The sequence below is a fragment of the Allobosea sp. OAE752 genome (assembly GCF_050433265.1).
GTDB lineage: Bacteria > Pseudomonadota > Alphaproteobacteria > Rhizobiales > Beijerinckiaceae > Allobosea > Allobosea spartocytisi.
In genome coordinates this window covers 123,562-142,675 of record NZ_JBNPXO010000002.1, presented here as the reverse complement: position 1 = coordinate 142,675, position 19,114 = coordinate 123,562, and the positions used below count along the sequence as shown (strand labels likewise).

Here is a 19,114-nt window from a genome sequence, read left to right as displayed (position 1 = left end):
AAGACAGCCCGCGCCGCCGGCAGCAGGAGTGCGCCATGTTTTCCGTCGAAGTCCGTGACCGCATCATGATCGGCCATTCCCTGCCCGATCCCTTCTTCGGCCCGGCGCAGAACATGCACGGTGCCACTTTCGTGGTCGATGTCGCCTTTTTCCGCGAGGCGCTGAACCGGCATAACGTCGTGGTCGATATCGGCGCGGCGCTCGACGTGCTCGCCGAAACCCTGAAACCGCTGAAGTACCAGAACCTCGACGCTCTGCCGCAATTCGCGGGCGTGCTCACCACGACCGAATTCCTCTGCAAGCACATCTTCGACACGATGGCGGCGGCCGCCAAATCCGGCGCGCTCGGCGCCGACGGGGCCGGGCTTGCCCGCATCCGCGTCACCCTCCACGAGACCGATCTCGCCCGCGCCAGCTACGAGGGCGCGCTCGCGTGAGCGGCATCGTCTTCGCCATTCCGGGCGACATCGACGCCCCGACCGGCGGCTACGGCTATGACCGGCGCCTGCTGCGGGAATGGCGGGCCGCCGGCGTCACCGCCCGCCACCTCGCCTTGCCCGCCACCTTTCCCTTCCCGACATCGGCAGATCTGGCGACGACCGAACGGCTTCTCGCCGAGACCGCCCCCGACGACGTGCTGCTGGTCGACGGGCTGGCCTTCGGCGCGTTCCCCGAGGCGCTCGCGGCGCGGTTCTCGCAGCGCCTCGTCGCCCTCGTTCACCACCCGCTCGCGCTGGAAACCGGCCTGGATCCGGAGACGATCGCGGCTTTGCGGCACAGCGAGAGGCTGGCGCTGCGCCATGCGCGTGCCGTCGTCGTGACCAGCCCGGCGACGCGCGACACGCTCGTCGCGGACTACGGCGTCGCGCAGGATGGCATCGCCGTCGCCGTACCCGGCACCGATCCTGCCCCTCGGGCGACGCCAGCCACCGGGAGCGCCCCATTGCGGCTGCTCGCCGTCGGCTCGATCATCCCCCGTAAGGGCTACGACGTCCTCGTCGAGGCCCTCGCCACCATCGCCGACCGGCACTGGACCCTGACCATCGCCGGTTCGCCGGACTACGCCCCCCGCACGGCGGAGGAGCTGTGCGCCCGAATCGCCCGTTCCGGGCTGGCGGACCGCATCTTGCTTGTCGGGGCCGTGGATTCGCAAAAGCTCGCGGAACTCTATGACAAGACCGATCTTTTCGTCATGCCGTCGCTCTATGAGGGCTACGGCATGGTGCTGACGGAAGCGCTCGCACGCGGCCTGCCCATCGTCTGCACCTTGAGCGGCGCCGGCGCGGATGCCTTGCCCGAGGCGGCGGCCCTCAAGATCCTCCCCGGTGACGCGACAGCACTTGCCAAGGCCCTCGCAACCCTGATTGATGCGCCGGCTGAACGCCTCCGGCGGGCCGATGCCGCCTGGGCGGCAGCATCGGCGCTGCCGCGCTGGCGGGATACGGCACGGATCGTCGCGGAGGCATGCCTCGGCGACGGCGGCCGAAAGGTGGGATGATGGCTGGGTTCTCTCCGGAATGGCTCGCCTTGCGCGAGCCGGCGGATCATGCGGCACGCAATCCGCAATTGCTCGCGGCGGTCGGCGCCTTTTTCGCGGCGAAGCCGTCGCTTTCCGTGCTCGACCTCGGGTGCGGCGCCGGCGCGAACCTGCGCGGCAGCTATGCCGTCCTCCCCGACCGGCAGCACTGGACGCTCGTCGATCACGACGCCGATCTGCTGGCCGTGGCGCGCGAGCGCCTGGTCGGCTGGGCTGACGAGGCGCGCGAGCAAGGCGAAGAGCTCGTCCTGGCCAAGGACGGCAAGACGATCACCGTCGACACCCGCCAGGTGGATCTCGACAAGGATCTCGACTGGGTCCTCGGCTGGCGGCCCGACCTCGTGACCGCCGCCGCCCTCTTCGACCTCACCTCCAAGCGCTGGATCGAGCGTTTCGTCGCCGCGCTGGCGAGCCAGAAGCTGCCGCTCTACACGGTGCTGACCTATGACGGGCGCGAGAACTGGAAGCCGGCCCATCGCAGCGATGCCCGCATGCTGGCCGCATTCAAGCACCATCAGCACCTGGACAAGGGCTTCGGCCCCGCAGCCGGCCCGGAAGCCTGCGACATCATGGCAGAGGCCTTCCGCAAATCGGGCTTCGCCGTCTCGACGGCGGACAGCGCCTGGCTGCTCGATGAAGGCCACCGCGACCTGCGCGACGCCCTCGCCCGCGGCATCACCGATGCGGTGCGCGAAACAGGACAGGTCGAGCCGGCTGCCATTGCCGCCTGGCTTGAGGCGCGCCAAGCTGCCGCGTCCGCCCGGATCGGGCATCAGGACCTCTGGGCGCGACCGGTCTGAACCGCTTGCCTGGAGCTTGCTGCGTTTTCGCTGAAGCGCGGGTCGTCCCGGGCAAAATCAGCGAGCTCTAATCCAGCCCCGGCCACATCCGGCGCAGCACCCCGTCGCGGCGGATGAAATGGTGGTAGAGCGCCGCCAGGATATGCAGCACGACGATGGCGCCCGCCGTCAGCGCGAGCTTTCCGTGGATCCCGAGCACCCGGCCGGCAGCCGCCTGATCGGGCGACGTCAACGCCGGCAGGTCGAACAGGTTGAACACGGTCAGCGCCGGAAACAGCGAGACGCCGATCCAGCCGAGCAGCGGCACGACGAGCAGGAGCCCGTAGAGCAGCCAGTGGACGAGATGCGAACTCGCCCTCTGCCACCACGCCAATGACGGCTCGTCGGGCGGGACGCCATGCAGGAATCGGTAGATCAGGCGACCGGCCGTCAACCACAACAGCAGGAAACCGATGAGCTTGTGGGCGCTGTAGAGCGCGTCCGTGGTCCCGTCCCAGATGTTCAGCGTGTTGCCGCGATAGGTCATGGCAAGGCCGAGAGGCAGCATCGCCAGCACCGCCACCACCGTCACCCAGTGAAACGTTCGGGCGACCCCGCCATAGACGGGGCGCGCCGTGCTGCTTCCTGCCGTTCGAGCGTCCATCGGAGCCTCGGGAACCTGTGCCCAGCCGGATATTCATCTCACATTCAATGTCGCGGACCTATAGCGCCGCATGCCCAGCCGCGAGGAACCCAAGGTCATGACACGGATTTGATCGCGGAACCGCCGCCACTGCGAGACGTTGGTGGAATGGCGGATCGTGATTACATATATCCTGAATTCGTTGGAACTCCCGACACATCCTGATCCCAGCGATCTGACTGACGGAATTTTCGATGCTTGAGTCGCGTACGCTCTTCGGCCGCCCTGGGGAAACCCTGCTGGTGAAGGTCGAAAGGGCCATTTCCGAGTTTCGCGCCGGCCGACCGGTTCTCCTGCGCGCAGGTGCACAGCTTGCCCTGGCGCTGTCGGCCGAGCTCGCCGATGCCGAGTTGGTGCGCAATCTCGACGCTCTCGCCGCGGGCAACGGCCATCTCGTGCTCAGCCCGGCGCGGCTGCGCCGTCTCGGCGCCAAGGGCCGGACGGAGGCCGGAATTTTCGCGTTGCCGACCATCGACCTCGAGCGCGTCGCCGATCTCGCCCTCAAGCTGGAGAGCCGGATGGACGCCCCCGTCGCGCCAGCTTCCGCGCTCGACACCGCAGCGCTCGAGCTGGCGCGGCTGTCGCTCGTCTTGCCGGCCGCGCTGGTCGTGCCCGTGACGGCAGAAGCCGTTGCCGGTGAATCCCTCGTCGAAGCCGATATCGAGGCGGTGAACGCTTACCGCGCCGCGCAGGCCGCCTCGCTCAGGATCGTCGGCCGCGCCCCGGTGCCGCTGGAAGGCGCGCCGGAGACCGAGTTCGTCGTCTTCCGTGGCGGCGAGGGCCTGCGCGATCAGGTCGCAATCATCGTCGGCAAGCCCGATCTCGACACTGCCGTGCCGGTGCGCCTGCATTCCGCCTGCCTGACCGGCGATCTCTTCGGCTCGCTGAAATGCGATTGCGGCGACCAGCTGCGCGAAACCGTGCAGTGGATGGCCGAGAACGGCGGCGGCATCCTGCTCTATCTGGACCAGGAAGGCCGCGGCAACGGCATCTCCAACAAGATGCGCGCCTACAAGCTGCAGAGCCAGGGTTGGGACACCTACGATGCCGACGAAGTCCTCGGCTTCGACCTCGACCAACGCCATTTCGATTTCGCGGCGACGATGCTGAAACAGCTCGGCGTCACCAGCGTCGTCGCGCTCACCAACAACCCGCAAAAGATCGGCGCGATCGAAGCCGCCGGCCTGGAAGTCGCGGCGAGCCAGCGCGTGCTCGGGCGGCCAAACGCCCACAACGTCCGCTATCTCGCCTCCAAGCGCGACCGTGCCGGCCATCTCATCGACATGGACGCGCTGATGGCGCGGGCCGCGCCCAAGGACTGAATCAGGGCCCGATCGAGCCGGCGGCCCTGTTCGCAGCGCTCAAGCCAGCGCCGCCATCGCCGCCACAGGCTGCACAGGCAGGCCATCCAGCACCTTGGCGAGCCCGACCGGGTCGACCTCTCCGCCGCGCATCGTCTCGTCGCGGTGGATGCCGCCGGCGATGAACAGGCTGTCGAAGCCCATCAATCGCGCGCCGGCGAGATCGGTACGGACCGCATCGCCGATCACCAGCACCTTGCTCGACTCGACAGGACGCCCGCCGCGCAGCTCGGCGGCAGCCGCGAGCGCGAGCTCATAGGCCGGGCGATAGGGCTTCCCGGCCCAGGCGACGCTGCCGCCGAGCTCCTCATAGATCATCGCGAGCGAGCCGGCGCAGGGCAGCAGATCCTCGCCGACATGGACCACCAGATCGGGATTGCCGCAGATGAAGGGCAGCCCCCGCTCCGCAAAACGGCTGAGCAGCGGCCGGTACTGCTCCGGCGTCTCGTTGCGGTAGTCGTTGAGCTCGGTCGCGACCACGAGGTCGGCTTGCGCCTCATCGACCAGCTCGACATCGAGACCGGCGAACAGCGCCCGGTCGCTTTGCCAGCCGATATGATAGACGCGGCTGTGGTGACTTTCGGCGATCAGCGAGCGCGTGACGTCGCCGGAGGTGACGAGCCTGTCCCAGGCTCCGCGCGGCACGCGCTTGGCGTCGAGCACGCTTGCGACGTGCTGCGACGGTCCCGGCGCGTTCGAGAGCAGCACCACGGCGCCGCCGCGCTCCCGGAAGGCGGTCAAGACGGCGCAGGCCGGCTCCAGCGCCCAGAGCCCGTCATGGACGACGCCCCAGACGTCGCTGATCAGCACGTCGTAGCGTTCGAGCAGCGCGTCCGCATGCTTCAGGATCGGCACGCTCGTCAGGAGGTCTTGCATCAGGAGTTCTTGGCCTCGCTCGCCATCCGCGCCTCGACATCGGCGCGCCGCGGCAGCGGCGCCACCGCGCCATAGCCCTGCGTCGAGAGGGCCGCCGCGACATTGGCATAGGCGCCGGCCGCAAAGGCATCGCCCGTGCGCAGATATTCCGCGAGGAAGGCGCCGTCATAGCAATCGCCCGCGCCGGTCGCATCGATCGCATCGACCTTGATCGGGCGGAAGCGCTCGCGCCGGACCGGCGTAGCGACGAGCGAGCCCTCATGGCCGAGCGTCAGCGCAACGACCCGCGCGCCCAGCTTGAGATAGAAATCGGCGATGGCGTCGGGCTGGTTGAGACCCGTGAGCTGCGTCGCGTCGTCGAAGCCCGGCAGGACGATGTCGGCCATCGCGCAAGCCGCGTGGATGATCGCGCGGGCCCGCGCCAGCGGCCAGAGCTTGAGGCGCAGATTGGTGTCGTAGGCGGTCAGCACGCCGGCCTCGCGCGCCGTCTCGAAGGCCGCGAACACGGCGTCGCAGGCGCTGGCCGAGATCGCCTGGCTGATGCCCGACGCCTGGATGATCCGCGCCGAGCGGATCAGCCCGTGCGGCAGGTCGCCCGGCCCGTAGAGGCTCGCGGCCGAACCAGCCCGCAGATAGGAGAAGACATGGCCCGAAGGCCCGTGATCGACGAAATAGAGCCCGGTCGGCGCGCTCGGATGCGTCGCGACATGGGCGTCGTTCACACCTTCGCGCTGCCACAGCGCGCGGACCGACTGCCCGGCCATGTCGTTGCCGAGCGCCCCGAGATAGCCGACGGACATCCCCTGGCGCACTGCCGCCACCGCACAGTTGGACGTGTCGCCACCCTGGCCGAACTGGAAGGCGCCGGATTCCGCCCGCGTCGCATTGAACTCGCCGAGCGGCTCGCCGAGGCACAGAAGGTCGATGGGACTGTCGGTCACGGGATTTAAAACCATTGAGATGGCGCGGCGCGCGGGCAAGCTCTCCTAGAACAAGGCCCCGCGCATGGAAACCGCTTTTCGCTCATTCCGCCGCGTCGCGCCCGGTCGGCTGGCTCATCAGCCGGTCCGCCAGCCGAATGATCTCCTGCCGCAGCGCCATGTTGCCGCCCTGGGCGGCCGTGCTTTTGCGCAAGGCGGCGAGCTCCCGCTTTGCCTCCATCCCGTCGCTGCGCGCCTGCTCCAGCGCGCCTTCGAGCGTCTGCAGCTCGGCATGCAAGGCCGCGATCCGCGCCTCGCGCTCCTGCTCCGTTCCTGTCACGGTCGCGATCTCCTGTTCATGCTCGCGGCGAGACGTCGCCAGGGCGTGCTGCGCTTCCACGAGCCAGCCCTCCAGGCTGTCGATCCGCTCCTGTGCCTGCTTGTGCTCGGCCCGCTCCTGTTCGAGAAGCCGCGATGCCTGCTGCGCCTCGTTCGCCGCGAGGCTGCCGCGCGCATCCGCTGCCGCCAGCCCCGCCTCGGCCTGCTCGGCACGCGCCGCAAGCGCATTCGCGCGCAGCCGCTCGCCCTCGCGCTCGGCCGTGATCGCCGCAAGCGCGGCCTCGCTGCGGGAGAGACGCTCCTCCGTCACCGCCAACCGGTCTCCGAGTTCGTCGCGCTCGCTCTGAAGCACCATGATCTGCGTGCGGTCCTCGACCTGCGCGAGCCGGAGCCGCTCATGCTCGTCGCGCTGCTTTGTCAGCTCCGCCTCGCGCTCCGCCAGCGCCGCTTCGATGCGCCCGACCGTCTCGCGTTCCCGGGCGAGCTCGCCGGACCGTTCGTCGAGATCTGCGCCGGTGCCGGTCAGCGCCTGCCGGGTCTCGGCGAGGCTCTGTTCGAGCGCGGCCAGATCCGCGATCCGCTTTTCCAGCGTCGCCGTCGTCGCAGCGTGGCCGCTGCGCTCGGTCTCGAGGGCCGTGCGGGTTTCGTCGAGCTGGCCGCGCGTCTGTGCCAGTTCGGCATCGAGCCTCGCGATCCTGTCGTCGCGCTCGGCCCGGTCGCGCTTGAGCTGACCGATCTCCATGTCGCGCCGGCCGACTTCCTGCATCGCGCCGGCCCTGGCGGCGAAACCCTTCTCGGCCTCCTGCTCGGCCGAGCGCATCCGCACGGCGAGTTCGGCGCGCAGATGGTCGCGGTCGGCCGCAATCTCGGCGAGGGAGAGCGGAAAGGCCGCTTCGGCGCGCTTGCGTGCCAGGCGGTCCGCCCTGCGCGACAGGGCGGGCACAGCCGCCAGCGCCAGCAGGGCTGCGCACAGGAAGCCGAGCGCGAACAGCATGGCGGCTTCGATCAAGGCTTGCGGCTCCGCATCCGGTCCAACTCAAGCCGAATCCTGCCACGCCCACCCCGCCATGGCCAGAAAAAGCCGATGGGCGGCGGCAGCATCCGCAGCGTCGGAAACCGCGCTGCTAGGCCGGCTGCAGCCTCAGAACGGGTTCCAGGTCGCTTGCGGCGAGAATTTGAGGTAGCCGAGATTAACGCCCAGCCGCCAGCCCACCCCGGTCCGGATCGGCACCACCGTGACGCCCCCTGCCGTGAGCGCGGTGAAGCCGAACCCGCCGATGAAATAAGCCGAGCCGTCGACGCCCGCGAAACGCTGATACATCGCCTCGACCGTCGGCAGGTTGTAGACCAGCATCATCGTGCGGGCGCCCTCGCCGCCGAAATCGAAGCCGATCGAGGGTCCCTGCCAGAAGGTGCGGCGGTCGCCGGCATTGCGGGTGTAGAGCGTGCCCTCGCCGTAGCGCAGCCCGCCGACGAAGGCTCCGGACGCCTCCTGTCCCAGGATATAGCCGTTCGGCTCGCCCCAGCGCCGCACCGCCTCCTCGATCGCCAGCGCAAGGCCGCGCGAGACGTTGCCGAAGAACTTGTGGCCGGAGCCGACGAGTTCGTTCTGCGAGAAGGAGCGCTGGTTGTCATAGTTCTGCGCCTGCGCGATCGCCGGGATCGGCAGCCCTGCGAGGCCGGTTCCGGCCACGGCGAGGCCGCCCTTGATGAGACTGCGGCGGGTCTGGATCATGAACAAGATCTCCGGACAGGGCGGCCGGCAGAACCGGACACCAGAGCGGTGTGTTGGTCCGTCCGATCGGCGCCCGGCGGTTGCTCTGCAACCTGCTTTGGAAGGCGCCACGCGGGCCGGAAGGCGGGCCGATCCTGGGCAATCCGCCGCTCGCTGCCGGACATCGAAAACGCGACATCCGACAAAAGCGAATCAGTTCGCTAACCAAACTGATACGTTGCAAATCTATCCAAGCCGTGAAGATTTGGACGGAGCCGACCGGCCCATGACCGAGGGAAGACGAGGATTTGCCCGCGATGAAGGCCGCAACATGGCAAAGCTGGGTTTTGCTCGCCATCGGCTGCGTCTCGCTGCCGTTTCTCGCCCGGGCCGCGCTGGCCAATACCCCGGCCACAGCCCCTGCCGTCATCGTTTTTGAGAACGGCCTGCCCGCGGGCCTGCCGCCGCTTCCCTCGCTCGGCGAGACGATGCAGCGCGACCAGCGCACCGGCCTGGCGCTCAACGGCTTCGATCCGGTGGCCTATCACCTCGAAGGCAGGCCCATCGCCGGGCAGCCGGAGCATGAGCTGATCCAGGGCGGGATCGTCTGGCGCTTCGCGTCGGCCGCCAATCTCGCCGCCTTCCGCGATGCGCCCGGCATCTACGCCCCGGCCTTCGCGGGCTTCGATCCGACCGGCGTCGCCGACGGGGTGGCGGTCGACAGCGATCCGAGCCGGTTCGCGGTCGTCGGCTCCCGCCTGTTCCTGTTCCGCTCGGATGAGAACCGCAGGCGCTTCCTGCAGGACCGCTCGCTGCTCGGCGCCGCCGAGGCTCGCTGGAGCACCGTGCTACGCACTGTCGCGCGCTGAGACCTCAGCCCTGGTCTTTTTTCAGGAAGCCGCTCGCCGCCATCCGGGTCGCGGCTTCAGCAGCTGGCGATGGCGCGCCGCGCCAGCCCCTCGCTCGACGCGGCCACGAAGGGCGGATTGCGGAACTGCTGCTCCGTCCGGCCATAGCGGGGAACGGCGCCATCGAGCGTCAGGATGATACCGCCCGCCGCCGACAGGATGGCATCGCCCGCCGCGGTGTCCCATTCCATGGTCTGCCCGCAGCGGACATGGAGATCGGCCTCGCCGCTGGCGATCAGACCGAACTTGACGGCCGACGACATCGGCACGCCCTTGCCGCGACACATGGTGGCGGTGATGCCGTCGCTGCGCCCGTCACCGTGGAAGCGGCTCACCAGAACGATCGGCCCCTCCTCCGGGAGAGCGCGGACCGCGACGCGGCTGGCCGCCCCCGTCAGCGAGCCATCCGCCGCGAAGCCTTGCATATAGGCGTGCTCCCCGCCGAACCAGAGGCGCCCCAGCGCCGGCGCGGCGATGGCGCCGGCGATCGGCCGGCCATCGACCACGATGGCGATCGCGACGCAGTAGCTGTCGCCGCCGGCAAGGAACTCGCGCGTGCCGTCCAGCGGATCGAGCAGGATGAAGACCGCGTCGGGCTTCACGCTGTCGACCGTCTCTTCGCTGATGACGGGAAAATCGGGGAGCAGACGCGCAAGCGCGTCCTTCGCCGCCCGGTCGGCCGCGAGATCGGCCGCGCAGACCGGCGAACCGTCCTTCTTGAGCTTGACGTCGCAAGCGGCGCGCATGGCGAGCAATACGGCGGCGCTGGCGCTGGCAGCTTCCGCGAGCTTGCGTCCCAGCCCGTCGCGATCGCGCAGGCGGGGATCCTCACGGCCGATCATGGCGGCCCATCCTTTGAAACTTTGTCCGGGATATGGGGATTAACCACATGAAAACCAAGATGGCACCATACCAGGGAGCAACGGCGCCACGCCGTCGGCGCATCGCACATCCCGGGATTCCACCTTCATGACCGCCATCTCGCTCGATCCGCTCGACCTGGCCGCGCTTCTCTGCAGCCGCGTCTGCCATGACGTGATCAGCCCGGTGGGCGCGATTGTCAATGCCCTGGAAGTTCTGGAGGAAGACGACCCCTCGATGCGCGACTTCGCGCTCGAGCTGATCAAGAAGAGCGCCCGCAACGCCTCGGCCCGGCTGCAATTCGCCCGCCTCGCCTTCGGCGCGGCCGGCTCTGCCGGCGCGATGATCGACCTCGGCGATGCCGGCAACGTCGCCAACGGCTTCCTCAACGACGAGAAGCTCTCGCTCGACTGGGAAGCGCCGCGCGCCCTCCTGCCGAAGAACCAGGTCAAGCTGCTGCTGAACCTCCTGCTCATCGCGACGCAGGCCGTGCCGCGCGGCGGCAAGCTGGTCTCGCGCGCGGTCGTCGAGGGCGAACAGGGCTCCTTCGAGATCACCGCGACCGGCTCGCATGCCCGCATCCCGGCCCATGTCGAGGAGTTGATCGCGGGTCGTTCCGAGAGCGGCGCGATCGACGCCCACGCCGTCCAGCCGCTCTATGCCGGCATGGTCGCCCGGGCCGCCGGCATGGCGATCACCTTCGCGATCGAGGGCGACATGGTCACGATCAAGGCCGCCAAGGCGGAAGCCTGAGCGAAACTCCGCAGTCGAGGTCGGGTTTCAACCGATCATAAACCCTTCTGCTGCTTTAGTTCCCGCAGTGCGTCGCGTTGAGTGATCTTCCTGCATGGACGAGCTGCTGCAAGAGTTCCTGACCGAGACCGGCGAGAATCTCGACACGGTCGATCGGGAGCTCGTCCGTTTCGAGCAGAATCCTAACGACCGCGACATCCTGCGGAACATCTTCCGCCTCGTCCACACCGTCAAAGGCACCTGCGGCTTCATCGGCCTGCCCCGGCTCGAGGCGCTGACCCATGCGGCCGAGTCGGTGATCGGCCAGTTCCGCGACGGCGCGACGGTCAAGCCGAGCGCCGTCACCGCGATCCTGGAGACGATCGACCGGATCAAGGACATCCTGTCCGAGCTGGCCGAAAAGGGGCAGGAGCCGGAGGGCAACGACGAGACGCTGATCGGCGAGCTCCAGGCGCTTGCGAGCCATGCCAAGGCCGAGCTGGTCCAGTCGCCGCCCGACGAGGTGTTCGTCGATCCCGTCGCGGCCTATCTCGCGCGCCACGGCAAGGCCCAGGAAGCCGCCGCCCTCGCCTCGCCCAGCGCCTCCGCTTCCGAGGACATCGTCTTCCGCAGCGTGCCCGACCCGCAACGCGGACCGGATGGCCGCATCGAGACCAAGCCACAGGCCCCTGCCGAGGAAGGCGCGGGCCAGCGCACCGGAGGCCCCCCGACATTGCGCGTCGCGGTCGACACCATCGAACATCTGATGACGATGGTGTCGGAGCTCGTGCTGACCCGCAACCAGCTGCTCGAAGTCTCGCGGCAGCGGGAAGATGCCGGGCTGAAAGCTCCCCTGCAGCGTCTTTCGCTGATCACCGCCGAATTGCAGGACGGCGTGATGAAGACCCGGATGCAGCCGATCGGCAGCGCCTGGGCGAAGCTGCCGCGCATCGTGCGCGATCTGAGCAGCGAGCTCGGCAAGCGCATCGAGCTGGTGACCGAGGGCGCCGACACCGAACTCGACCGGCAGATCCTCGACCTGATCAAGGATCCGCTGATCCACATGGTCCGCAACTGCGCCGACCATGCGCTGGAGTCCGCGGAGGAGCGCCGCGCCGCCGGCAAGCCCGAGCACGGCACGATCCGCGTCTCGGCCTGGCATGAAGGCGGCTCGGTCACGATCGCGGTCGGCGACGACGGGCGCGGCCTCGATGTCGGGCGCATCGGCCGCAAGGCGATCGCCGCCGGCCTCGCGACCGAAGCCGAGATCGAGAGGATGAGCGACGCCCAGATCGCCCGCTTCATCTTCCATCCCGGCTTCTCGACGGTCGATAATATCACAGCCGTGTCCGGGCGCGGCGTCGGCATGGACGTCGTCAAGGCGAATGTCGATTCGGTCGGCGGCCTCGTCGACATCGCCAGCCGTCCCGGCCAGGGAACGACGATCACCATCAAGATCCCGCTGACGCTCGCCATCATCTCGGCCCTGATCGTCGTCGCCGGCGAGGAGCGCTATGCGATCCCCCAGACGGCGGTGCGAGAGCTCGTGCGCGTCAAGGCCGGCGACGAGAACCGTCTCGAGGACATCAACGGCGCTCCCGTGCTGCGCCTGCGCGGGCGGCTCCTGCCGATCGTCGCGCTCGGCGAGCTGATGGGTGGCGCCAAGAAGGACGGCACCGACGGCTTCATCGTGGTCACCCAGATCGGCGAGCGCCAGTTCGGCATTCTCGTCGACGGCGTCTTCCACACCGAGGAAATCGTGGTGAAGCCGATGTCGAGCAAGCTTCGGCACATCCCGCTCTTCTCCGGCAACACCATCCTCGGTGACGGTGCCGTCGTGCTGATCGTCGATCCCAACGGCATCGCCCGGCTCGTCGGCGCGGCCGGTTCCGACGCGGCCGATGACGAGGCGGAAGCCGCGCCGGCGCCGATGGCGACCGGGGAGCGCACCACGATGCTGGTGTTTCGCACCGGCGCCGACCGGATCCAGGCCCTGCCGCTCTCGCTCGTCACGCGGCTGGAGGAGGTCGATGCCGACAGCTTCCAGCACGGCGCGGGGCGCACGCTCCTGCATTATCGCAACCGCCTGGTCCCGGTGACGCCGCTTGGCGAAACCAAGCTGCTGCGCGAAGGGCTCCAGCCCCTCGTGATCGTCTCGAATGGCGAGCAGACCGCCGCGCTCGCGGTGGAGACCATCATCGATATCGTCGACGAAGAATTCGAGCTGGAGTTGGCGACATCCGGCGAGCGGGGCGTGATCGGTTCGGCGATCCTGCGCGGCCGCGCCACCGACATCGTCGATCTCGCCCATTACCTGCCGCTCGGCGAGCCCGGCTGGACCGGCGCAGGCCGGGCAAGCGTGGCGCCGGAGCATGTCCTCTTGGTGGAGCCCTCGGAGTTCCTGCGGGAGATGCTGAGCCCCGTGCTGCGGGCCTCCGGCCGCATCCTCGCCACCGCGGCGGACGGCAACGCCGCCTCGCAGGCGGCGATGGCGCCGGAGGTCGGCATCGTCCTCGTCGATCTCGACCGCGACCTCGAGGCCGCTCTGGAGCTGATCGTCGCGCTGCGCGCCCGCCCCCGCGACAATCCGCTGCGGCTTCTCGGCCTGACCACCTGCGCGACGCCGGAACTGCACCGCCGGGTGACCGAGGCCGGCGCCGACGGAATCGTCGCCAAATTCGACCGCCGCGCCCTGCTGGGCGAGTTGAACGCCAGCGGCTCCACGATGAGGGACGCCGCATGACCGGAAGCCCGAGCCATGACCAGGGCCCGGCGCCGCATTTCGCGGATTCGCTGGACTATGTGACGGTCCGGATCGGCGGACAGCTGCTGGGGCTGCCGATCGAGCGCGTGCGCGACGTCTTCATCACCCATCGCATCACGCTCGTTCCCGGGGCACCGCCGGACATTGTCGGCCTGCTCAATCTGCGCGGCCGCATCGTCACCGCGATCTGCCTGCGCAGCCGGCTGGGCTGCCCGGTCCCCGAGACGCTCGACCAGAGACATGCCGAATTGACGGCGATCGGCCTCGACCATCGCGGCGAGGCCTATGCGCTGATCGTCGACGCCGTCGGCGAGGTCGTCCGGCTCGATCGTTCGACCCTCGAGCCATTGCCCGTCAATCTCGACAGGACATGGGCCGCGCTGGCGGGCGGCGTCCACCGCCTCCCCCACGAACTGCTCGTCATCCTCGATCTCGACGCCGTTCTTGACCTTGACCTGCAAGCCGCAGCCTGAGTGCCCGGCAGAGTTTCTGGAGACAGACCATGAAGTACTGCCTCGTTGTCGACGACTCGGCGGTGATCCGAAAAGTAGCCCGCCGCATCCTCGAAGGGTTGCAGTTCCGCATCGCCGAGGCGGAAGACGGCGCGCGCGCCATCGACGCCTGCAAGGGCGAGATGCCGGACGCCGTGCTGCTCGACTGGAACATGCCGATCATGGACGGCTATGAATTCCTGCGCACGTTGCGCCAGATGCCCGGCGGCAAGCGGCCCAAGGTCGTGTTCTGCACCACCGAGAACGACATCGCCCATATCGCGCGGGCCATGCATGCCGGTGCCGACGAATACATCATGAAGCCGTTCGACAAGGAGATCGTGGCGTCCAAGTTCCATCAGGTCGGGCTGCTCTGAGCCTCGAGGCTCGCAACGCTTCCTCGCCTTCGACGACGACGCCTTTCCGCAACCGGGTTGCGCCAGCATGATCGTTTCGCGTTCAGCCTCGCCCGGTTCCGGCCGGCACAAGACGGTCGTCATAGCCGATGACTCGGCGGTCGTGCGCGGACTGTTCGCGCGCTGGCTCGGCGAAACCGGCAACTTCCATGTCGTCGCCGTGGCCGGAGACGGCGAGACGGCGCTGGCCCATGCCGGCCGCTTCAAGCCGGACGTGCTGGTGCTCGATCTTGACATGCGTGGCGTCGATGGCCCCAGCGCCCTGCCGCACATCCTGCGGGAAAGCCCGCACACCAGCATCCTGCTCGCGGCGACGCTGAACGAGCGCAATACGCGCCTCGCCCTGGAATGCATGACGAAAGGCGCGATGGATCTCGTCTCGAAGCCCGACAGCCGCGCCGGCATGACGCTGTCGCTAGACTTCCGCAGCGAGTTCCTGCTGAAGCTCGGCAACATCGCCCAATCCGCGACCCAGCCGGGGACGTTGCCGCCCGAGGTCGATCTCGGCTGGCCGGCCGGCCATACCGATCTGCGGCCCCTCGTCTGGGCGATGCCGCGCTATCTGCTGATCGGCGCCTCGACCGGCGGCCCGCGCGCCGTCGCCCGGGTCCTTTTCGACATCGGCGACGCGCTGAGGGACATCACCACGCTCGTCGTCCAGCACATGCCTCCCCTGTTCACGGCCTCCTTCGCCGAGCAGGTCGCAAGCCATGTCGGCATCCCCACACGCGAGCCGTTCGATGGCGAGCGCCTGGCGCGCGGCACCGTCTACATCGCGCCGGGCGGGCGGCATCTCGGCATTGACCGGAGGCTCGGCCATATCGTGGCGGCGATCAGCGACGGCCCCCCGGTCAATTTCTGTCGCCCGGCCGTCGATGTCCTGTTCGCCGATGCGGCCCGCCATCTCGGTGCCGCGGCGCTGGGGCTGGTGCTCACCGGCATGGGCAGCGACGGCACGGACGGCGCCGCGGCCCTGCGCCAGGCCGGAGCCGCCGTCGTCGCGCAGGACGAACAGAGCAGCACGATCTGGGGTATGCCCGGCTCGGTGGTGCGTGCCCGCCACGCCAGCGCGGTCGCGCCGCTCGACGAGATCGGCGGTGCGATCCGGGCTCTCCTGCGGGGAGCGCCGCCGGCATGACGGAAACGGATTTCGCCTTCCTGCGCCTGCTGCTGCGGCAGCGTTCCGGCCTGGCTCTGGGCACGGACAAGCGTTATCTCGCCGAGAGCCGCCTGAGCATCCTGTGCCGGCGCCGCAGCATCGAGAGCATCGAGGTGCTGATGCAGCGAATGCGGCTCGGCCGCGACCCCCAGTTGGAGGCCGCCGTGGTCGAGGCGATGACCACCAACGAAACCCTGTTCTTCCGCGACCGCACGCCGTTCGACCTCTTCCGCGACGTCCTGCTGCCCGAAAAGCTCGCCGCCAACGCCGCTTCGCGTTCGCTGCGCATCTGGTGCGCCGCGGTTTCGAGCGGCCAGGAGGCCTATTCGCTCGCCATGCTGATCGACGACATGGCCGAGCGCCTTGCCGGCTGGAAGATTGAGATCCTCGGCACCGACATCTCCGGCGACGTGCTGGAGAAGGCACGCTCCGGCATCTACAGCCAGTTCGAGGTGCAGCGCGGCCTGCCGATCCAGATGCTGCTGAAGCATTTCAGCCAGCGCGGCGACAAATGGCAGATCGCCGACCGGCTGCGCGCGAAAATCGATTTCCGCCAGCACAACCTGCTGGAGCGCAACGACCATTTCGGCCGCTTCGACATCGTGTTCTGCCGCAACGTCCTGATCTATTTCGACGTGCCGACGAAGGAGAAGGCGTTGGACCTCCTCGCCCAGCGGCTCGCGCCGGCGGGAGGCCTCGTCCTGGGAGCGACGGAAACCGTCGTCGGCCTCGTGACGGCGTTGCAGCCTGACCCGCAGCACCGCGGGCTTTACCGGCCGGCGACCGGGCCACGGCCGGCGGCGACACCCGCATTTCCCCGCCCCCTCGATCGGCGCGCGCCCGGTCGCAACGCCACCGCACATTGAAGCTGGGCGAAGATTCTCGAGGCGAAGGTTTTCGAGGGGCGAGGCGCCGCCGGAAGCACTCCGAACGATCCGGGCCGTTTCCGATCTGGCCCGGCAGACTTGGTCCAGAAAGAGCCCGATAAACAAAAACCCCGCCTTGCGGCGGGGTCCCGTCGACCTGTCGTGTACATCCGACGATCAGGTCAAAACTCTTATCTCCCTGCCGCGTGACCGTCGCATGACGACGAAGCGACGGGAGTACGTCAGGCCGGGATGCGTTCCTCGACGTCGGAAGGCTCGCGCAGCACATAGCCGCGGCCCCAGACCGTCTCGATGTAGTTCTTGCCGTCCGAGGCGTTCGCCAGCTTCTTGCGCAGCTTGCAGATGAAGACGTCGATGATCTTGAGCTCGGGCTCGTCCATGCCGCCATAGAGATGGTTGAGGAACATCTCCTTGGTGAGCGTCGTGCCCTTGCGGAGCGAGAGCAGCTCCAGCATCTGGTATTCCTTGCCGGTCAGGTGCACGCGGGCGGCATCGACCTCGACCGTCTTGGTGTCGAGATTGACGACCAGATCGCCGGTGGTGATGACCGACTGGGCGTGGCCCTTCGAGCGACGCACGATCGCGTGGATGCGGGCGACCAGCTCGTCCTTGTGGAACGGCTTGGTGAGATAGTCGTCGGCGCCGAAGCCGAGGCCCTTTACCTTGTCCTCGATCCCGGCGAGGCCGGAGAGGATCAGGATCGGCGTCTTGACCTTGGCGACCCGCAAGCTGCGCAGAACCTCGTAACCCGACATGTCGGGGAGGTTCAGATCGAGCAGGATGATGTCGTAGTCGTAGAGTTTGCCGAGATCGACGCCCTCTTCGCCGAGATCCGTCGTATAGACGTTGAAGCTCTCGGATTTGAGCATGAGCTCGATGCTTTGAGCGGTCGCGCTATCGTCCTCGATCAGCAGAACCCGCATGTCCACGTCCCCAATTTCGCCCGCAGGGCAGGTTGATCGCTCTTTTCGCCCGGACCAGCCCGGAACCGGACGACGACGCACTTGCCCGATGAAACGCCACGCGACACGCTACGGTGAATTGGTTAACAAACCGTGATTCCCGAGCGCAAGGGCTTCCTTGGAGAAAGTGAACGATCCTTGTCCAGGTGAGTCGAATTTGACACGGATCGACGAGCACTCCTCCGCGAAAACGCCGTTTCGCGGAGACCGCCTCGGGAAACGGGGCAGCAAAAGCCCCGCGACACGCAGCGATCTCGAAACACAGTGTTAATCACAGAGGTAAACGAAAGGTTGACGAAGGCCTTATGAGCAACCCTTCACACGGTACTGGACGGCTCTCGGCCCTGGCCTCCGCCATCGACGGCCTGGACGGAATGACGGTCTATGGCCGTGTCATCGGCGTGCGCGGCTTGCTCGTCGAGGTCGCCGGTCCCATCGGCGCGATGAGCCTGGGCGGCCGGGTCGGCATCGAGATCGCGCCGGACACGCGCGTCCCCTGCGAAGTCGTCGGCTTTTCGGGCGAGAAGGCGCTGGTCATGCCCTTCGGCGGTCTCGACGGTGTGCGCCGCGGGTGCCCGGCTTATGTCGACCGCGCGCAGCCGGGCCTCTCGCCCACCTCGGCCTGGCTCGGGCGCGTCGTCGATGCGCTCGGCCGTCCGGTCGATGGCGGCCCGCCGCTGCCGCAGGGCGACACGCTCTACGCCTTTCGCGCCGATCCGCCGCCGGCCCATGCCCGGCGCCGTGTTGGCAAGCCGCTCGACCTCGGCGTGCGCGCGCTCAACGCCTTCCTGACCTGCTGCCTCGGCCAGCGCATGGGCATCTTCGCCGGTTCGGGCGTCGGCAAGTCGGTGCTGCTTTCGATGCTGGCCCGCTATGCCCGCGCCGATGTCAACATCATCGGCCTCGTCGGCGAGCGCGGCCGCGAGGTTCAGGAGTTCCTGCAGGAGGACCTCGGGCCGGAGGGCCTCGCCCGCTCGATCGTCGTCGTCGCGACCTCCGACGAGCCCGCTTTGATGCGCAAGCAGGCGGCGCTCACCACGCTGACGCTCGCCGAATATTTCCGCGACCGCGGCCTGCAGGTGATGTGCCTGATGGATTCCGTCACCCGCTTCGCCATGGCGATGCGCGAGATCGGGCTGGCCGCCGGCGAGCCGCCGACGACCAAGGGCTACACCCCGACCGTCTTCGCCGAATTGCCGCGCCTTCTGGAGCGTGCCGGGCCAGGCACCGAAGACGGGGCCATCACCGGCCTCTTCACCGTGCTGGTCGATGGCGGCGACCATGACGAGCCGGTCGCCGACGCGGTGCGCGGCATCCTCGACGGCCATATCGTGATGGAGCGCTCCATCGCCGAGCGCGGCCGCTATCCGGCGATCAACATCCTGAAATCGGTCTCGCGCACCATGCCGCGCTCCTGCGACCCGGCTTATTACCCCGTCGTGCAGAAGGCGCGCGCCACGCTCGCGACCTATGCCGACATGGAGGAATTGATTCGCCTTGGCGCCTATCGCCAGGGCGCCTCGGCCGAGGTCGACGAGGCGATCCGCCTCAACCCGGCGCTGGAGGCCTTCCTCAAGCAGGCCAAGGACGATGCGACCTCGCTTCCGGAAAGCTATGCCCGCCTCGCAGCGATCATGAGCGAAGGCGCATGAGCACGGCATCGCCAGGAGGACGCCCTATGACAGGCCGAGGCCCTGACGCCGGC

19 protein-coding genes are annotated in these 19,114 nt (G+C 68.3%); 12 read left to right on the top strand and 7 right to left on the bottom strand.

Annotation, left to right across the window (positions count from 1 at the left end; translation table 11 throughout):
- The first annotated feature begins 35 nt into the window (after positions 1–35).
- Genes GGC47_RS05540 through GGC47_RS05530 form a run of 3 tightly spaced genes read left to right on the top strand, consistent with a single transcriptional unit; the run spans position 36 to position 2,337 of the window.
- Positions 36–437, top strand: coding sequence for a 6-pyruvoyl trahydropterin synthase family protein (locus GGC47_RS05540; protein WP_142021646.1), 402 nt, complete (start codon positions 36–38; stop codon positions 435–437).
- Positions 434–1,498, top strand: coding sequence for a glycosyltransferase family 4 protein (locus GGC47_RS05535; protein WP_142021645.1), 1,065 nt, complete (start codon positions 434–436; stop codon positions 1,496–1,498). The genes GGC47_RS05540 and GGC47_RS05535 overlap by 4 nt, the downstream gene beginning before the upstream one ends.
- Complete coding sequence (locus GGC47_RS05530) at positions 1,498–2,337, top strand: small ribosomal subunit Rsm22 family protein (RefSeq protein ID WP_142021903.1); 840 nt, start codon at positions 1,498–1,500, stop codon at positions 2,335–2,337. The genes GGC47_RS05535 and GGC47_RS05530 overlap by 1 nt, the downstream gene beginning before the upstream one ends.
- Positions 2,338–2,404: 67 nt before the next feature.
- Here the strand turns inward: GGC47_RS05530 and GGC47_RS05525 are convergent, their stop codons facing one another.
- Entirely contained in the window at positions 2,405–2,980 is a 576-nt protein-coding gene (locus GGC47_RS05525; protein ID WP_142021644.1) for a cytochrome b, read from the bottom strand.
- 233 nt (positions 2,981–3,213) lie between these two features.
- On the opposite strand from GGC47_RS05525, the gene ribA reads away from it, so the two are divergent.
- Positions 3,214–4,341 (top strand): GTP cyclohydrolase II RibA, encoded by a 1,128-nt coding sequence (gene ribA / locus GGC47_RS05520; RefSeq protein ID WP_038359295.1) that lies wholly within the window; start codon positions 3,214–3,216, stop codon positions 4,339–4,341.
- A 39-nt stretch (positions 4,342–4,380) separates the two neighbouring features.
- Here the strand turns inward: ribA and GGC47_RS05515 are convergent, their stop codons facing one another.
- The 4 genes from GGC47_RS05515 to GGC47_RS05500 form a co-directional block, all read right to left on the bottom strand.
- A complete protein-coding gene (locus GGC47_RS05515; RefSeq protein ID WP_142021643.1) occupies positions 4,381–5,256 on the bottom strand; it encodes a TIGR01459 family HAD-type hydrolase in 876 nt (291 codons plus the stop codon).
- On the bottom strand, positions 5,256–6,197 hold the full coding sequence (locus GGC47_RS05510) for a sugar kinase (RefSeq protein WP_429067245.1): 942 nt from the start codon (positions 6,195–6,197) through the stop codon (positions 5,256–5,258). Before GGC47_RS05510 ends, GGC47_RS05515 begins: the two co-directional genes overlap by 1 nt.
- An 82-nt stretch (positions 6,198–6,279) precedes the next feature.
- Positions 6,280–7,524: a coiled-coil domain-containing protein gene (locus GGC47_RS05505; RefSeq protein ID WP_142021641.1), complete on the bottom strand. Its 1,245-nt coding sequence runs from the start codon at positions 7,522–7,524 to the stop codon at positions 6,280–6,282.
- Positions 7,525–7,656: 132 nt separating this feature from the next.
- Complete coding sequence (locus GGC47_RS05500; protein ID WP_038359302.1) at positions 7,657–8,250, bottom strand: DUF1134 domain-containing protein; 594 nt, start codon at positions 8,248–8,250, stop codon at positions 7,657–7,659.
- A 296-nt stretch (positions 8,251–8,546) separates the two neighbouring features.
- On the opposite strand from GGC47_RS05500, the gene GGC47_RS05495 reads away from it, so the two are divergent.
- Positions 8,547–9,098 carry a YHS domain-containing (seleno)protein gene (locus GGC47_RS05495; RefSeq protein WP_429067242.1) on the top strand — a complete coding sequence of 184 codons (552 nt, stop codon included), beginning with the start codon at positions 8,547–8,549 and terminating at the stop codon, positions 9,096–9,098.
- Positions 9,099–9,154: 56 nt separating this feature from the next.
- Here GGC47_RS05495 and GGC47_RS05490 read toward each other — a convergent pair whose 3' ends face one another.
- Positions 9,155–9,979, bottom strand: coding sequence for a 3'(2'),5'-bisphosphate nucleotidase CysQ family protein (locus GGC47_RS05490; RefSeq protein ID WP_142021640.1), 825 nt, complete (start codon positions 9,977–9,979; stop codon positions 9,155–9,157).
- Positions 9,980–10,106: 127 nt separating this feature from the next.
- Between GGC47_RS05490 and chpT the strand changes: the two genes are divergently transcribed.
- The 6 genes from chpT to GGC47_RS05460 all read left to right on the top strand — a co-directional run bounded on the left by chpT (position 10,107) and on the right by GGC47_RS05460 (position 16,426).
- A complete protein-coding gene (chpT, locus tag GGC47_RS05485) occupies positions 10,107–10,751 on the top strand; it encodes a histidine phosphotransferase ChpT (protein ID WP_038359304.1) in 645 nt (214 codons plus the stop codon).
- Positions 10,752–10,845: 94 nt separating this feature from the next.
- On the top strand, positions 10,846–13,473 hold the full coding sequence (locus tag GGC47_RS05480) for a hybrid sensor histidine kinase/response regulator (protein WP_142021639.1): 2,628 nt from the start codon (positions 10,846–10,848) through the stop codon (positions 13,471–13,473).
- Positions 13,470–13,967 (top strand): chemotaxis protein CheW, encoded by a 498-nt coding sequence (locus GGC47_RS05475; RefSeq protein ID WP_038359307.1) that lies wholly within the window; start codon positions 13,470–13,472, stop codon positions 13,965–13,967. Before GGC47_RS05480 ends, GGC47_RS05475 begins: the two co-directional genes overlap by 4 nt.
- Positions 13,968–13,996: 29 nt before the next feature.
- A complete protein-coding gene (locus GGC47_RS05470; protein ID WP_038359309.1) occupies positions 13,997–14,362 on the top strand; it encodes a response regulator in 366 nt (121 codons plus the stop codon).
- A gap of 67 nt (positions 14,363–14,429) precedes the next feature.
- The gene (cheB, locus tag GGC47_RS05465; protein WP_142021638.1) at positions 14,430–15,539 is read left to right on the top strand and encodes a chemotaxis-specific protein-glutamate methyltransferase CheB; all 1,110 of its coding nucleotides are present in this window, start codon (positions 14,430–14,432) and stop codon (positions 15,537–15,539) included.
- Positions 15,536–16,426, top strand: coding sequence for a CheR family methyltransferase (locus tag GGC47_RS05460; protein ID WP_142021637.1), 891 nt, complete (start codon positions 15,536–15,538; stop codon positions 16,424–16,426). Before cheB ends, GGC47_RS05460 begins: the two co-directional genes overlap by 4 nt.
- 242 nt (positions 16,427–16,668) lie before the next feature.
- On the opposite strand, the gene ctrA is transcribed toward GGC47_RS05460, so the two are convergent.
- Positions 16,669–17,370 (bottom strand): response regulator transcription factor CtrA, encoded by a 702-nt coding sequence (gene ctrA / locus GGC47_RS05455; RefSeq protein ID WP_038359314.1) that lies wholly within the window; start codon positions 17,368–17,370, stop codon positions 16,669–16,671.
- Positions 17,371–17,714: 344 nt separating this feature from the next.
- Here ctrA and fliI point away from each other — a divergent pair, with 344 nt between their 5' ends.
- Positions 17,715–19,061, top strand: a complete 1,347-nt coding sequence (gene fliI / locus GGC47_RS05450; protein ID WP_038359316.1) for a flagellar protein export ATPase FliI — start codon at positions 17,715–17,717, stop codon at positions 19,059–19,061.
- Positions 19,062–19,114: the final 53 nt, after the last annotated feature.

Bases quoted from the DNA above. Each gene is read 5' to 3' on its own strand.
- GGC47_RS05460 (WP_142021637.1), top strand. From the start codon at position 15,536: ATGACGGAAACGGATTTCGCCTTCCTGCGCCTGCTGCTGCGGCAGCGT.
- chpT (WP_038359304.1), top strand. From the start codon at position 10,107: ATGACCGCCATCTCGCTCGATCCGCTCGACCTGGCCGCGCTTCTCTGC.
- GGC47_RS05480 (WP_142021639.1), top strand. From the start codon at position 10,846: ATGGACGAGCTGCTGCAAGAGTTCCTGACCGAGACCGGCGAGAATCTC.
- GGC47_RS05515 (WP_142021643.1), bottom strand. From the start codon at position 5,256: ATGCAAGACCTCCTGACGAGCGTGCCGATCCTGAAGCATGCGGACGCG.
- fliI (WP_038359316.1), top strand. From the start codon at position 17,715: ATGAGCAACCCTTCACACGGTACTGGACGGCTCTCGGCCCTGGCCTCC.
- GGC47_RS05470 (WP_038359309.1), top strand. From the start codon at position 13,997: ATGAAGTACTGCCTCGTTGTCGACGACTCGGCGGTGATCCGAAAAGTA.
- GGC47_RS05540 (WP_142021646.1), top strand. From the start codon at position 36: ATGTTTTCCGTCGAAGTCCGTGACCGCATCATGATCGGCCATTCCCTG.
- ctrA (WP_038359314.1), bottom strand. From the start codon at position 17,370: ATGCGGGTTCTGCTGATCGAGGACGATAGCGCGACCGCTCAAAGCATC.
- GGC47_RS05490 (WP_142021640.1), bottom strand. From the start codon at position 9,979: ATGATCGGCCGTGAGGATCCCCGCCTGCGCGATCGCGACGGGCTGGGA.
- ribA (WP_038359295.1), top strand. From the start codon at position 3,214: ATGCTTGAGTCGCGTACGCTCTTCGGCCGCCCTGGGGAAACCCTGCTG.
- GGC47_RS05500 (WP_038359302.1), bottom strand. From the start codon at position 8,250: ATGATCCAGACCCGCCGCAGTCTCATCAAGGGCGGCCTCGCCGTGGCC.
- cheB (WP_142021638.1), top strand. From the start codon at position 14,430: ATGATCGTTTCGCGTTCAGCCTCGCCCGGTTCCGGCCGGCACAAGACG.
- GGC47_RS05525 (WP_142021644.1), bottom strand. From the start codon at position 2,980: ATGGACGCTCGAACGGCAGGAAGCAGCACGGCGCGCCCCGTCTATGGC.
- GGC47_RS05495 (WP_429067242.1), top strand. From the start codon at position 8,547: ATGAAGGCCGCAACATGGCAAAGCTGGGTTTTGCTCGCCATCGGCTGC.
- GGC47_RS05530 (WP_142021903.1), top strand. From the start codon at position 1,498: ATGGCTGGGTTCTCTCCGGAATGGCTCGCCTTGCGCGAGCCGGCGGAT.
- GGC47_RS05475 (WP_038359307.1), top strand. From the start codon at position 13,470: ATGACCGGAAGCCCGAGCCATGACCAGGGCCCGGCGCCGCATTTCGCG.